The sequence below is a fragment of the Spiribacter sp. 2438 genome (assembly GCF_009676705.1).
GTDB lineage: Bacteria > Pseudomonadota > Gammaproteobacteria > Nitrococcales > Nitrococcaceae > Spiribacter.
This window is the reverse complement of sequence record NZ_CP046046.1, coordinates 1,216,244-1,229,683: the sequence shown is the minus strand read 5'-3', so window position 1 is coordinate 1,229,683 and position 13,440 is coordinate 1,216,244. Positions and strand designations below refer to the sequence as shown.

Sequence of the window (13,440 nt, the reverse complement as noted above, 5' to 3'; positions counted from 1 at the left end):
GGACCATGCCCGCCAGTGACTGGCGGGGGAACCTTGCGTCACGGAGGAATCACCATGACCCGCATCGCTGTCATTGGCGCCGGCGTAACCGGCGTGACCACCGTCTCCAGTCTGATGGACCGCGGCTTCGACGTCACCCTGTTCGACCGCAATCGATACCCCGCCATGCAGACCTCCTATGCCAATGGTGGGCAGTTGTCGGCCTCCAATGCTGAGACCTGGAACCGCTGGGCGATGGTCTTCAAGGGCCTGAAGTGGCTGGCAAAGAAGAACGCGCCACTGCTCGTCAACCCGCGGCCCAGCTGGCACAAATACAGCTGGATGGCCGAGTTCATCCGGGCCATTCCCCATTACGAAGCCAACACCACCGAAACCGCCCGCATGGCCATTGCGGCTCGTGAGATCCTGCTGGAGAAGGCCGAGCGCCATGGCGTCGATTTCAACTGCGTGCAACGCGGCATTCTGCACTTCTACAAAACCCGCGAAGAGTTTGATCACGCGGGTGAAGTGACTCGTATGCTCGCTGCGGGTGGACTGGAGCGTCGGGCGGTGACCCCGGAGGAAATTCGCCAGCTCGAGCCCACCCTCGAGGGCGACTTTGTGGGCGGCTATTACACCGAAAGCGACTTTACCGGTGACATCCACCGCTACACCCGCGGGCTGGCGGACGGATGCCAGGCTGAGGGCGCGGACATGCGCTTCGAGACCGAGATCCATCAGGTCAGCCGCCATGACCGGGGGGTGGATATCCGCTGGCAGCAGGGCGAGGAGCAGCAGACCGAGTCGTTCGACGCCGTGGTGGTCTGCGCCGGCGTCGACAGTCGACGGATTGCGCGCCAGCTAGGTGATCGGGTTAACGTCTATCCGGTCAAAGGCTACTCCATCACGGTTTCCTTGGATGATGAGGAAAGCCGTCAGGCCGCCCCCTGGGTGAGCCTTTTGGATGATGACGCCAAAGTGGTGACCTCCCGTCTGGGCGAAGACCGGTTCCGTATCGCCGGGACCGCCGAGTTCAACGGCTTCAATCTGGATATCCGCTCTGACCGTGTCGAGCCGCTGGTGCGATGGTGCGAGAGCTACTTCCCGGGTGTTCGGACGGATCGGGTGATTCCCTGGGCCGGGCTGCGGCCGATGATGCCGGACATGATGCCGCGGGTGGGCCCTGGCAAGCAGTCCAATGTGTTTTATAACACCGGGCACGGGCACCTGGGCTGGACTCTGTCCGCGATCACCGCCGAGACCGTGGCGGATGCGGTGCTCCAGCAATTGCCGGTGGACGCCGGCGATGCCCGGGCCCGCGCCGGGCGATCGTCGGACTGGACGGTCACCAAGGCGTCCAGCGCCGCCTGATCATAGGCCGGATCAACCGCAGACGCCCTGTCTCATAACCGGGGTCAATCCCTGTGATTGGCCCAGACAAATTCCATTTAGCGCTGTGTCTGTTATAACGGATGGCGTTACGGGGCCGGGGGCCCCTCGAATTCACTCAACCCTCGTTTTGAACGACAGGAGCATCAGTCATATGGCAGCAGCGGACATGGACAAGGCGGGCAAATGCCCGGTTATGCATGGCGGCGCCACCACCGAAGGCAGCGACAACATGGAGTGGTGGCCGAATGCGCTTAACCTCGACATCCTCCATCAGCACGACAGCAAGACCAATCCCCTGGGCGAGCATTTTAACTACCGCGAGGAAGTGAAAAAGCTCGACCACCAGGCGTTGTGGAACGACATGCACGCCCTGCTCAAGGACAGCCAGTCTTGGTGGCCGGCGGACTGGGGCCACTATGGTGGTCTGATGATCCGCATGGCCTGGCACGCCGCCGGATCCTATCGGACGTCAGACGGCCGCGGTGGCGGCGGGACCGGCAATCAGCGCTTCGCGCCCCTGAACTCCTGGCCGGATAACACCAACCTGGACAAGGCGCGGCGCCTGCTCTGGCCTCTCAAGCAGAAATACGGCAACCAGGTCAGCTGGGCCGACCTCATCATTCTCGCCGGCACGGTGTCCTACGAGTCCATGGGCCTGAAAGTCTTCGGCTTTGGCTATGGTCGCGAGGACATCTGGCATCCCGAAAAGGACATCTACTGGGGTTCCGAGAAGGAATGGCTAGCGCCCAGTGAAGAGCGTTATGAGGACGTCGAGCAGCCGGAGACCATGGAGAATCCGCTGGCCGCGGTGCAGATGGGGCTGATCTACGTGAACCCGGAAGGGGTGAACGGTAATCCGGATCCCCTGAAAACCGCCGAGCAGGTCCGCGTCACCTTCGCGCGCATGGCCATGAACGACGAAGAGACGGTGGCGCTGACCGCTGGCGGTCACACCGTGGGCAAATGTCACGGCAATGGCGATGCCGAACTGCTGGGTCCCGACCCGGAAGCCGCTGACGTTGAAGAGCAGGGCCTGGGCTGGAACAACCACAGCACCCGGGGCGTCGGCCGCGACACGGTCACCAGCGGCATTGAAGGCGCCTGGACCACCCATCCCACCCAGTGGGACAACGGCTATTTCGATCTGCTGTTCAATTACGACTGGGAGCTCAAGAAGAGTCCGGCCGGTGCCTGGCAGTGGGAGCCGGTGGACATCAAGGAAGAAGACAAGCCCGTGGACGTGGAGGATCCCTCCATTCGCCTTAACCCCATCATGACCGATGCGGACATGGCGATGATCAAGGATCCGGCCTACCGGAAGATCTCCGAGCGCTTCTACAATGACCCGGAGTACTTTTCCGAGGTATTCGCCCGGGCCTGGTTCAAGCTGACCCATCGCGACATGGGCCCGAAAGCCCGCTACATCGGCCCACACGTACCCGACGAAGACCTCATCTGGCAGGATCCGGTCCCGGCGGGCAGCACCGATTACGACGTGGATGCGGTCAAGGCCAAAATCGCCGACAGTGGGCTGAGCGTCAGCGAAATGGTGGCCACCGCCTGGGATAGTGCCCGTACCTTCCGGGGATCCGACCTGCGGGGTGGTGCCAATGGGGCGCGGATCCGTCTGGCACCTCAGAAAGACTGGGAAGGCAATGAGCCGCAGCGGCTGCAGAAGGTCCTTGGCGTTCTCGAGCCCATCGCTCGCGAGAGTGGCGCCAGCCTGGCCGATGTCATCGTGCTGGCCGGTAATGTCGGTGTGGAGCAGGCCGCCCGGGCGGCCGGTCTCTCCACGGACGTGCCGTTTGCGCCGGGACGGGGTGACGCTTCCGAGGAGCAGACCGACGCCGAATCCTTCGAAGTCCTCGAGCCGGAGGCCGACGGCTTCCGCAACTGGATGAAGAAGGATTATGTGGTCAGTGCCGAGGAGCTGATGCTGGACCGCGCTCAGCTGCTAGGACTCACCGGGCCGGAAATGACGGTGCTGGTGGGCGGCATGCGTGCCATGGGCACCAACCATGGTGGCTCGAAGCACGGTGTGTTCACGGATCGTGAGGGCGCGCTCACCAATGACTTCTTCGTCAACCTCTGCGATATGGGCAACACCTGGAAGCCGGTGGCCAGCAATCGCTATGAGGTACGGGATCGTCAGACCGATGAGCTCAAGTGGACGGCCACCCGGGCGGACCTGGTGTTCGGATCCAACTCGATTCTGCGGTCCTACTCTGAGCTGTATGCCCAGAACGACAACCAGGAGAAGTTCGTCAAGGATTTCGTGAATGCCTGGACCAAGGTGATGAACGCCGACCGCTTCGATCTCGAGGCCTGAGGCAGCCGTTGCCCAATAAAAAACCCCGCCGGCTGTTGAGCTGGCGGGGTTTTTTTATGGCTTGGAAAAAGCGTCAGACCTTGCCGCGCAACCCGTCCTCGGCGGCGCTGGTGGGCACCAGGGCCTTGACCAGATCCTTCATGTCCAGCACGCCGATTTGCTCGCCGTTGCTCATGACGCGGTAGACATAGTTGGTGTCGCCGCCGGATTCGGCGATCACCGACTCGAGGTTGCTGTCCCCATCCACTTCACCGGCAAAGGAGTGTTCCGCCGCATCAGTGGTGGGGTGCATGACCGAGCGCACACGCAGCACCCGGGCCCGGTTGATGTCGCTGATGAAATCAACAATGTACGGGTCATTGGGCTTGAGCAGGATCTCCTGAGGCTCACCCTGCTGGACGATATAGCCATCCTTGAGGATGACCAGGTGATCGGCCAGCTTCAGCGCCTCATCGAGGTCATGGGTAATGAAAACGATGGTTTTGTGCAGCTCCGTCTGCAATTCCAGCAGCAGGTCCTGCATATCCGTGCGGATCAGCGGGTCCAGTGCGGAAAAGGCCTCGTCCATCAGCATGATGTCGGAGTTGGAGGTCAGCGCCCGGGCGATACCCACCCGCTGCTGCATGCCGCCGGAGAGCTGATGAGGGTGCTGGTTGTCGTTGCCCTGAAGCCCCACCCGCTCCAGCCACTTGCTGGCCTCCTGCAGCGCGGGGCCTTTGTCTTCACCCCGCACGATCAGGGGCATGGCAGCATTCTCGGCCACCGTGCGATGGGGCAGCAGCGCGAACTTCTGGAACACCATGGACATCTGGTGACGACGTAGCTGTCGGAGGGTCTCTTGGTCATAGCCCATGACGTCATCGCCGTCCACCAGTACCTGACCATCCGTGGGGTCAATCAGGCGGTTGAGGTGACGGATCAGCGTCGATTTGCCCGAGCCGGACAGGCCCATGATGACGGTAATCTGCCCATCCACCATATCCACGTTAATGTCCTGAAGGCCCAGCACATGGCCGTGCTCCTCGAGGAGCGCGGATTTGCCGACACCGGCGTGGACCCGGGTTAAGGCCGAGGCCGGATCATCACCAAAAATCTTGTACAGATTCTTGATGGAGATTTTGATGTTGTCAGTCATTGCGTTCGTCCCGCTCCATTAACGCTGGGCCGTGTTGACCCGGGCCAGGGCGGCCTTGGTCGTCCGGTCGAGAATGATGGCGAGCAGCACGATGCCAAGGCCGGAGATCAGCCCCACACCCAGCTCCAGGTTGCGAATGCCCCGCAGAACGAGAACGCCCAGACCAGGCGCCGATACCAGGGAGGCGATCACCACCATCGCCAGGCTCATCATGATCGTTTGGTTGACCCCGGCCATGATGTTCGGTAACGCCAGCGGGATCTGCACCCCGCGGAGCTTCTGTCGGTCGGTCATGCCGTAGGCATCGGCCGCCTCGATCACGTCCTTGTCCACCAGCCTTATCCCCAGATCCGTCAGGCGAATCACCGGCACGATGGCGTAGAGGATGATGGCGATGCCATAGAGCTTGGGCTCGGTCACCGAGAACAGGAAGATCAAGGGAATCAAATAGACGAATGGCGGCAGGGTCTGGAGCATGTCCAGCACCGGGATGACCCCGCGCTGGAGGCCGTTACTTCGTGACATGGCGATGCCGATGGGCACCCCCAGCAGCACGCAGATCAGTGAGCAGACAAAGATAATGGCCAGTGTCTGCATGGCGTAATCGTAGTGGTCAATAAAGGCCAGGAAGAGAATCATGATCGCCACCATGGCAACCAGACGCATGGATTTGGAGGCCACGAACACCACCGCCATCAGGGCCGGGATCATGATCCACCAGGGCACGGTCTGAAACAGGTTCAATGCGCCATTCAGGAACCAGCTCAGTGGCTGTGTGATGGGGTCGAGAATGAAACGGAGGCTGTCTCTTGCCCCCAGAAAGCCGCTCTCCAGACCACTGGTGAGGTTGCGAGTCTGGGCAACGGCCGGACAGGCGTCGTGAAGATTGTCCAGGGACGGGAAGGGGAGCTCCCAAATAGAAGTTGAAGTGTCGCCGGAGCGCTGCCGTAGCAGGTCTTGCATGCTCATGTTGCCGCCGGTTTTCTCTCCACACCAGTTGCGAAGCCCGAGGCGGTCAAAGACGAAATCGTAGGTGGCCATAGCCGGATCCCCGAATGTTGGAAACAGTAAACGCCGGGGCGGTCAGGCCACCCCGGCGTTCCTAATGCTCGAAACCCGTCTTTTAGAAGAGGTCCTCGAGGTTGGCCCGCGCGTCGTCGCTCAGCCAGCTCATCCACTGCTCCTGATTGTTCTGGAGGTAGTAGACAACGGCTTCATCGACGCTGGCGTTGTTGTCGCCGTGCCAAGCCAGAAGCTCGCTCATCTGATCGTTCTCGAAGCTGACGTTCTGGATTAGGCCGAACGCCGCTGGCTCGCGATCGGCGAAGTCGGTGGTTACCACGTTGAACACGTCAGCGGCCGGGAAGCTGGACACGCCCACTTCGTTGCAATCCACGTCCTGGTTGCAGTCATGGATGGCCTGGTCATAAGGGCCCAGGTCGACATTGACGTAGTTGTAGGCGCCCAGCGGAGCGGTGGGGCCCCAGTAGTAGCCAAAGTAGGGCTCACGGTTTTCGTAGGCAGAAGCCATGGCGCCCGCCAGGGTCTCGCCGGAGCCGTGGTGGAACACCTCGATGCCATTGCCCTCGAGATCAAAGGCCTCGGCCAGCGCGTCACTCACGATGCGGCAGCCCCAGCCGTCCGGGCAGCTGTGGAAAACCCCATCGACGGCGTCCGGGTTGTCCAGAATACCCTCAATGGTGGCCAGCTCCGGGTTTTCTTCCACCAGGTAATCCGGCACCAGCCAGTGCTCGGTGCCGCCGTCAGAGAAAGAATCCGAGGCCTTCAAGACCCGCCCTTCTTCTTCCAGGCGGAAGAATACGGGAGCCGAGTTGACCCAGAGCTCCGGCACTACGTCCGGCTCATTGTTCTCGGCCAGCGAGGTGATCGCGGTGGTGGTGGCCGACGGAATCACCGTGACGTTGCAGCCATAGCCCTGCTCAAGCAGGAAAGCGGTCACGCCAGTGATGATGCCACCGGAGGTCCAGTTCATTTCGGCGACGGACACGTCACCACATTCCGCGTTGGCGGCCATGGGCAGCATGGCGCCGGTTAAGGCCAGTGCGTATAGAGAACGCTTCTTCATGGTTTTCTCCGTTTTGCTAAGCGATGGAAATCGTTGGATTGCGGTCGGAGGAATACATCAGGCGGGGACGGAGGTCGCTCGAGAGCCGCCGGTCGCTGCCTGATGAGGGGGAAATGGGAGAGAGGCTAATGTGCTGTAGCACTATTTACGGCTTAAGGTCGTTCTGACCGGGTCCTCGGTTTCAACTTGTCTTTAACTATAGATCAACTTTACTGATCATTGAAAGCCCCCGGCTTCCCGCATCAGTTGACGCCAGTTGTCAAAGCGCTGGGCATGGATGGTTCCGGCCTTGAGTCCTGACCTGACCGCACACCCTGGTTCCGTGCCGTGGTGGCAGTCGCGGAATCGGCAACCGCGGGCGGCGGCGGCGATCTCCGGGAAGCCGCGGTTCACGTCGGCAATATCCAGGTGATCAAGGCGCAATGTGCGCACACCCGGCGAGTCAATCACCGCAAACTGTCGGTTACGGCTGAACAAACGGGTGGTGGTCGTGGTGTGGCGGCCCTGGCCGCTTAGTGCGGAGAGCGTGTTGATGCGCAGGTCCAGCGAGGGGATCAGGCGCTGGGTGAGGGACGATTTACCGACCCCGGACTGGCCCACCAGAATGATGGTCTCTCCCTGAATCAGGGCTTCGAGATCATCAATGCCCTCACCGGTGGTGGCGCTGCCGGCCAGCGACCGTGTGTCCCCGGGGCAGTGTTCACACAGCAGGCGCTGGACCGCCGGGGTAGCCAGGCCCTCCCCGAAATCCGCCTTGTTGATCCAGACTGTCAGGGGCACCTCGATGGCAGCGGCCAGGACGTGGTAGCGGTCAGCCAGCAGGGTGTCCGGCGTGGGGGCTGGCGCCATGACCAGCACCATGCGATGGATGTTGGCCGCCAGGGGTCGCGGATGGCCGCGGAAATCGCCGCGCTCGATGACATTGTCTCGCTCGAGCACGCGTCGGACCGTGGGTGTCCCGTCGGTGTCGTCCCACTGAACCCGGTCCCCACAGACCGGCCGGGCGTGGCGACGGCTGGGCAGCTGGCAGCGGCGCAGGTCGCCCTGATCGGTTTCCACCACGCAATGATTGCCCGTGCTCATGACCACACGGGCGGTGTCGGCGCTGGGCGTCATGGGCTTTCCCACTCGCACTGCGCCGAGTGCCGGCCGTTGCTCTGATAGACTGCGGGCCGTTGAGAGCAGTCAGGCATGGGAGAAGGATGAGCCACTCGGCGAACAACCTGATCTGGATTGATCTGGAGATGACCGGTCTGGACGTGGACAACGACCGGATCATCGAGATCGCCACCATCGTGACCGATGCGGAACTGAATATCCTGGCCGAGGGGCCGGTGCTGGCGGTTCACCAGCCGGAGTCCGTGTTGGCGGCCATGGACGACTGGAATCAGCGCCAGCACGGTGGATCCGGCCTCCTGCAGCGGGTGCGGGACAGTGACATCGGCGAGGCCGAGGCAGAACGTCAAACGCTGGCGTTTCTGGAGCAGTGGGTGCCGACCGGTGTGTCGCCCATGTGCGGTAACAGCATCTGCCAGGACCGGCGTTTTCTTCACCGGTTCATGCCGGCACTGCTCCGCCATTTTCACTACCGGCACATCGATGTCAGCACCCTGAAGGAGCTGGCCAGGCGCTGGCTGCCCGCGGTGGCGGAGGGGACCGCCAAGCGGTCATCGCATCTGGCACTGGATGACATCCGCGACTCCATCCGCGAGCTCGAGCACTATCGCGAGCATCTGTTCTGCGGGGCGGCGCGCCGCGGCTGATCCATCCCTTGTCCATCTAGGGCTCGGTGCCCGCTGTCACCGGGCAATCCGGGTCATTGCCCCATTCTGACCAGGAGCCATCGTAGCCCCGGACGCGGGCAAACCCCAGATGACGGAGGACCACATAGGTCAACGCAGACCGATGATGGGTCTGGCAGTGGGTGATGATCTCCTGGTCCGGGGTGAGCCCCAGGTCCTGGTACATGGCCATCAATGTCTCCGCCGGCAGCAGGCGGGTGGCATTGTCGGCATCAAAGTTCTGTGTCCATTCGAGGTTCAGCGCTCCGGGCACATGCCCGCCCCGGGCGGCGCGCACATCGGCGCCGGCGTATTCCATGGGCGAGCGGGCGTCCAGGACCATCACCTCCGGCATATCGATGCTCGCCATGACATCCGACCGGCGGGCGAGGGCCGGGGTGGGGGCCGCTGGCACCGGATAGGGCGGAGCGGAGGACCACGGCACGAGGCCGGTTTCGAGGGGGTAATCGTCCGCCTGCCAGGCCATGAGGCCTCCGCTCAGCAACGACCAGTGCGGATGACCGATGCAGTCCAGGGTCCAGAGCAGTCGGGAGGCACGACCATTGCCGCTGGCGTCGTAGGCGATCACATGGGTGTCGGGGGTAATGCCCAGCGAACCCAGCAAGTCGGCGAGGCTCTCGAGATCCGGGAGAAGACCGGCAGCGGGTGGCTGCTGGCGATTGAGCCAGCCATAGTCGAGGCAGACCGACCCGGGGATATGCCCGGCGGCATGGGCGGGCTCATCGCCGACGAAAATGATCAGCCAATGGTCTTTTGGCGGCTGTTTGGCCAGCGTGTGGGTGTCGATGATCCGCGGCAACGCCTGCTCCGTCATCCCTTTGCCTCATCGGTTTCCAGAATGCCGAGCAGTATAGCAACGCACGCCGATGGACCCGGCGGCGTCCCGGTTCAAGACGCCGGGTTGGCCTCGATCAACTCCAGCCAGTGACGCACCGGTATCTCGGAGGCTTCGTCCAGATGCACCAGACAGCCAATGTTGGCGGTGGCAATCATCTCGGGGGATCCCGTGGACAGATTCTCGAGTTTCTGGGCGCGAAGTTGCTCGGCGAGTTTTGGCTGCAGGACGGAATAGGTCCCGGCAGAACCACAGCAAATGTGTGAATCCGGCACCGGCGTTAGCTCGAAGCCGATGCGGGCCAGCAGCTTGTCCACCCGGCCGTTGAGCTTTTGGGCATGCTGGAGTGTGCAGGGGGTCTGAAAAGCGATCCGTCGCGGAGCGTCCTCGGCGGGGACCAGCTCATCGGCATGCCGCTCCAGCAGCTCCACCGGATCGACACAGAGTTCGCTCACCCGGGCGGCCTTGTCCGCATAGTCATCATCATCGGCCAGCAGGTGACCGTAATCCTTGACCTGGGCACCACAGCCGCTGGCATTCACGACAATGGCTTCGGCACCGGCCTCGATATGAGGCCACCAGGCGTCAATGTTGGCCCGAATGCGGTCAGCGGCCGTCGCGGGTGCGCCCAGATGCTGATCAATGGCACCACAGCAACTCACCTCGCGGGTACGGGTGACGCCGATCCCCAGCCCGTCCAGGACGCGGGCGGTCTGGGGGTTCACCGGCGGTTCCAGGCCGGGCTGGACACAGCCCTCCAGCATCAGAACGAATCGAGGGTGCCGGTCAGCAGACGGCCAGGGCAGGGCGGAACGCCGCGGACGGATCTTTTTGCGCAGCACCCCCGGGACCAGCGGTCGGGTCCAGCGCCCCAGCGTCAGCAGGGCGCTGAACAGCGACCGGCGCGGCAGCACCGTCCGCAGCGCCAGGCGGAGGGTGCGCTGCATGCCGGACCGGGGGACCTGTTGCTCGACAATCTCCCGGCCAAGATCCGCGAGGCGGCCATATTCCACACCCGACGGGCAGGTGGTCTCGCAGGCCCGACAGGTGAGACAGCGATCCAGGTGGAGCTGGGTGCTCTCCGTGGGCGCCTCGCCCTCGAGCACTTGCTTGATCTGGTAAATTCGGCCCCGCGGACTGTCCAGCTCGTCACCCAGCAACCGATAAGTTGGGCAGTTGGCCAGACAGAAGCCGCAATGGGTGCATTTGCGCAGGATGGCATCCGCCTCCCGGCCCGCCGCCGTGTGCTTAATGGAATCCGCCAGTTGGGTCTGCATGGGCTAGTGCTCCTTCGTCTCCGGGTACAGCCGCCCGGGGTTGAAGATGCGTTCGGGGTCAAAGGCGTCCTTGAGCGCGGCATGCAATCGGGTCTTGACCGCGTCCAGTGGCGGGAAGGCCTCAAGGTCGGCCATCTGTCCACGAAACAGGGTGGCGCTGCCGCCGGCATCAGCGGCCTGCTGTCGCAATACGGTGGGGTCAACATCGCCGGTCAGCCAGACCTGTTGACCGCCCCAGTCAACGAACTGATCGCCTCCGAAAGGCTTCGGGTCCGCCCCCGGTGGCAGGGATAGACGCCAGACGGGCCTGTCCGACTTTTGAAAGAATGGATGCTGGTGATCCCGTAACGAGGACCAGAACGTATCCGCCTCGGCCGGGTTCATGACTTCGCCGCCAATGCCCTTGACGGCATCGTCCACGGCGGACGGTGTACCGGCAAGCCGCACCCGCAGTTGCTCGCCATCATGAGCCACCCCGGTGACCGGCCGGCCACCGCGGACCCATTCCTCGCTGCAGGCCCGGCAGTCCGTCGCCGGGCGCTCCAGAGCCAGGGTGGCGGTGGCTTCCGGCTTTGGCAGCACTTTCACCGACACTTCGAGGATGGCGCCCAGCGTTCCCAGGGCGCCGGTGTTCAGTCGCGACACATCGTAGCCGGCGACATTTTTCATGACTTCGCCGCCAAAGCGCATGACCTCGGCGCGGCCATTAATGAGCCGCATGCCCAGCACCATGTCACGGACCGCGCCGTTATAGGGGCGTCCCGGACCGGAGAGCCCCGCGGCGACGGCGCCACCCAGGGTACCCGGTCCATCGAATCGTGGTGGGTCAAAGGCCAGCCACTGGCCGTTGTCGGCAAGCAGGGCCTGGATCTCCTCCAGGGGCGTGCCAGCCCGGGCGGTGAGCACCAGCTCCGTGGGCTGATAATTGATCACCCCGCGATGGCTGGCCAGTTCCAGCGGTTGGCCCTCGACCGGGTTGCCGTAGAAGTCCTTGGATCCACTGCCAACCACTCGAAGCGCCCGCCCGCTTCCTGCGGCTTCCGCCACCTGGGCCTGTAGCGCCTCTGTCCGCTCCTGGTCGGTCATTAGAGCCGCTCCAGCTCCGGGTGAGGCAGTTCGCCGTTGTGAACATGCAACCGGCCGAATTCGGCACAGCGATTGAGTGTGGGGATGGCTTTGCCGGGATTTAGCAATCCCTCCGGGTCGAAGGCATTTTTAATGGCGTGGAACTGCTCGATCTCGGCGCTGGCGAACTGCACGCACATCTCGTTGATCTTCTCAATGCCGACACCATGCTCGCCAGTGACGGTGCCACCCACTTCGACACAGAGCTGAAGAATACGACTGCCCACCCGCTCGGCGGCTTCCAGCTGCCCCGGCTGGTTGCCGTCAAACATGATCAGCGGGTGGAGGTTGCCATCGCCGGCGTGGAAGACGTTAACGGTTTCCAGGCCTTCCTCGGCGCTCAGTTCACTGATCCGGCGGAGAACCGTGGCCAGCTGTCGCCGCGGAATGGTGCCATCCATGCAGTAGTAGTCCGGCGACAGCCGACCCACCGCCGGGAACGCCGCCTTGCGTCCCGCCCAGAAGCGGGCCTTTTCTTCATCATCCGCCGCCACCTGGATGCGGCTGGCACCGTGATCATCCAGGCAGGCCCGAACCACCGCCATCTGGTCTTCAACTTCGGAGGCGCTGCCATCCAGTTCGCAGATCAGGATCGCTGCCGCATCGGTGTCATATCCCGCCTGCACAAAGTCTTCCGCTGCCTGTATGGCGGCGCCGTCCATCATCTCCAGTCCACCGGGGATAATGCCCCGGGCGATGATGTCGGCCACCGCATGGCCGCCCTTTTCGACGTCGTCAAACGACGCCATTAATACCTGCTTGGTCAACGGGTTGGGCAACAGTTTGACGGTGACTTCGGTGATGACCCCGAGCATGCCTTCCGAGCCGTGCAGCAGGGCCAGCAGGTCCAGGCCCGGGGTGTCCAGCGCCGCACTGCCAATGGTGGTGAATTCGCCATCCATGGTGAGCATGTTCACTGACAGCACGTTGTGAACCGTCAGGCCGTACTTCAGGCAGTGCACGCCACCCGCGTTCTCACCGACGTTGCCACCGATGGTGCAGGCAATCTGGGATGAGGGGTCCGGCGCGTAGTAGAGGCCATAAGGGGCCGCCGCCTCGGAGATGGCCAGGTTGCGGACGCCTGGCTCGATGCGGGCAATGCGCCGCTCCGGGTCAATGGATTTCACCCGATTGAACTTGCCCAGAGCCAGCAGCAAACCCTGGGGATGGGGCAGGGCGCCGCCGGAGAGGCTGGTGCCGGCTCCGCGGGTTACCACCGGCACCCCGGCTTCATGACAGAGCCGTAGCACCGCCTGAATCTGTTCCACGGTCTCCGGAACGGCCACCAACAGCGGCAGCTGCTTATAGGCGGCGAGCCCGTCGCATTCATAGGCGCGCCGGCCGGATTCGTGAACGATCAGTCCTTCGCCCGGGAGGACCGCCCGAAGCGCCTCGATGAGGGGATCAACATCCACCTCGAAGCGCGTATCTTCCGCGCGAAATAGGGCATGAGCGGCCATGGCGCCTCCTCCTCGTTTTT

General features: G+C 63.1%; 11 protein-coding genes. 3 read left to right on the top strand and 8 right to left on the bottom strand.

All coding sequences use genetic code 11. The features are described from left to right. The first annotated feature begins 54 nt into the window (after positions 1-54). Positions 55-1,350, top strand: a complete 1,296-nt coding sequence (locus GJ672_RS06105; RefSeq protein ID WP_154296367.1) for a D-amino acid dehydrogenase — start codon at positions 55-57, stop codon at positions 1,348-1,350. A 172-nt stretch (positions 1,351-1,522) separates the two neighbouring features. After that, a complete protein-coding gene (gene katG / locus GJ672_RS06100; protein ID WP_154296366.1) occupies positions 1,523-3,700 on the top strand; it encodes a catalase/peroxidase HPI in 2,178 nt (725 codons plus the stop codon). Positions 3,701-3,773: 73 nt separating this feature from the next. On the opposite strand, the gene GJ672_RS06095 is transcribed toward katG, so the two are convergent. The 4 genes from GJ672_RS06095 to rsgA all read right to left on the bottom strand — a co-directional run bounded on the left by GJ672_RS06095 (position 3,774) and on the right by rsgA (position 8,037). Further along, the gene (locus tag GJ672_RS06095; RefSeq protein ID WP_154296365.1) at positions 3,774-4,835 is read right to left on the bottom strand and encodes a glycine betaine/L-proline ABC transporter ATP-binding protein; all 1,062 of its coding nucleotides are present in this window, start codon (positions 4,833-4,835) and stop codon (positions 3,774-3,776) included. Positions 4,836-4,853: 18 nt separating this feature from the next. After that, positions 4,854-5,876 (bottom strand): proline/glycine betaine ABC transporter permease, encoded by a 1,023-nt coding sequence (locus tag GJ672_RS06090; RefSeq protein ID WP_154296364.1) that lies wholly within the window; start codon positions 5,874-5,876, stop codon positions 4,854-4,856. 82 nt (positions 5,877-5,958) lie between these two features. Beyond that, positions 5,959-6,921, bottom strand: coding sequence for an ABC transporter substrate-binding protein (locus tag GJ672_RS06085; protein ID WP_154296363.1), 963 nt, complete (start codon positions 6,919-6,921; stop codon positions 5,959-5,961). Positions 6,922-7,137: 216 nt separating this feature from the next. Beyond that, positions 7,138-8,037, bottom strand: a complete 900-nt coding sequence (gene rsgA / locus GJ672_RS06080; protein ID WP_154296362.1) for a ribosome small subunit-dependent GTPase A — start codon at positions 8,035-8,037, stop codon at positions 7,138-7,140. 86 nt (positions 8,038-8,123) lie between these two features. Here rsgA and orn point away from each other — a divergent pair, with 86 nt between their 5' ends. After that, complete coding sequence (orn, locus tag GJ672_RS06075; protein ID WP_154296361.1) at positions 8,124-8,684, top strand: oligoribonuclease; 561 nt, start codon at positions 8,124-8,126, stop codon at positions 8,682-8,684. A 16-nt stretch (positions 8,685-8,700) separates the two neighbouring features. On the opposite strand, the gene GJ672_RS06070 is transcribed toward orn, so the two are convergent. The 4 genes from GJ672_RS06070 to GJ672_RS06055 all read right to left on the bottom strand — a co-directional run bounded on the left by GJ672_RS06070 (position 8,701) and on the right by GJ672_RS06055 (position 13,420). After that, on the bottom strand, positions 8,701-9,537 hold the full coding sequence (locus GJ672_RS06070) for a sulfurtransferase (protein WP_154296360.1): 837 nt from the start codon (positions 9,535-9,537) through the stop codon (positions 8,701-8,703). 74 nt (positions 9,538-9,611) lie between these two features. Further along, on the bottom strand, positions 9,612-10,835 hold the full coding sequence (gene glcF, locus GJ672_RS06065; RefSeq protein WP_154296359.1) for a glycolate oxidase subunit GlcF: 1,224 nt from the start codon (positions 10,833-10,835) through the stop codon (positions 9,612-9,614). 3 nt (positions 10,836-10,838) lie between these two features. Then, positions 10,839-11,921 carry a glycolate oxidase subunit GlcE gene (gene glcE / locus GJ672_RS06060; protein ID WP_154296358.1) on the bottom strand — a complete coding sequence of 361 codons (1,083 nt, stop codon included), beginning with the start codon at positions 11,919-11,921 and terminating at the stop codon, positions 10,839-10,841. Continuing rightward, positions 11,921-13,420, bottom strand: a complete 1,500-nt coding sequence (locus tag GJ672_RS06055; RefSeq protein ID WP_154296357.1) for an FAD-linked oxidase C-terminal domain-containing protein — start codon at positions 13,418-13,420, stop codon at positions 11,921-11,923. Before GJ672_RS06055 ends, glcE begins: the two co-directional genes overlap by 1 nt. Positions 13,421-13,440: the final 20 nt, after the last annotated feature.

What these genes read in the sequence shown, in the direction of transcription:
- GJ672_RS06105 (WP_154296367.1), top strand. Translation starts at nt 55, where the DNA reads ATGACCCGCATCGCTGTCATTGGCGCCGGCGTAACCGGCGTGACCACC.
- katG (WP_154296366.1), top strand. Translation starts at nt 1,523, where the DNA reads ATGGCAGCAGCGGACATGGACAAGGCGGGCAAATGCCCGGTTATGCAT.
- GJ672_RS06095 (WP_154296365.1), bottom strand. Translation starts at nt 4,835, where the DNA reads ATGACTGACAACATCAAAATCTCCATCAAGAATCTGTACAAGATTTTT.
- GJ672_RS06090 (WP_154296364.1), bottom strand. Translation starts at nt 5,876, where the DNA reads ATGGCCACCTACGATTTCGTCTTTGACCGCCTCGGGCTTCGCAACTGG.
- GJ672_RS06085 (WP_154296363.1), bottom strand. Translation starts at nt 6,921, where the DNA reads ATGAAGAAGCGTTCTCTATACGCACTGGCCTTAACCGGCGCCATGCTG.
- rsgA (WP_154296362.1), bottom strand. Translation starts at nt 8,037, where the DNA reads ATGACGCCCAGCGCCGACACCGCCCGTGTGGTCATGAGCACGGGCAAT.
- orn (WP_154296361.1), top strand. Translation starts at nt 8,124, where the DNA reads ATGAGCCACTCGGCGAACAACCTGATCTGGATTGATCTGGAGATGACC.
- GJ672_RS06070 (WP_154296360.1), bottom strand. Translation starts at nt 9,537, where the DNA reads ATGACGGAGCAGGCGTTGCCGCGGATCATCGACACCCACACGCTGGCC.
- glcF (WP_154296359.1), bottom strand. Translation starts at nt 10,835, where the DNA reads ATGCAGACCCAACTGGCGGATTCCATTAAGCACACGGCGGCGGGCCGG.
- glcE (WP_154296358.1), bottom strand. Translation starts at nt 11,921, where the DNA reads ATGACCGACCAGGAGCGGACAGAGGCGCTACAGGCCCAGGTGGCGGAA.
- GJ672_RS06055 (WP_154296357.1), bottom strand. Translation starts at nt 13,420, where the DNA reads ATGGCCGCTCATGCCCTATTTCGCGCGGAAGATACGCGCTTCGAGGTG.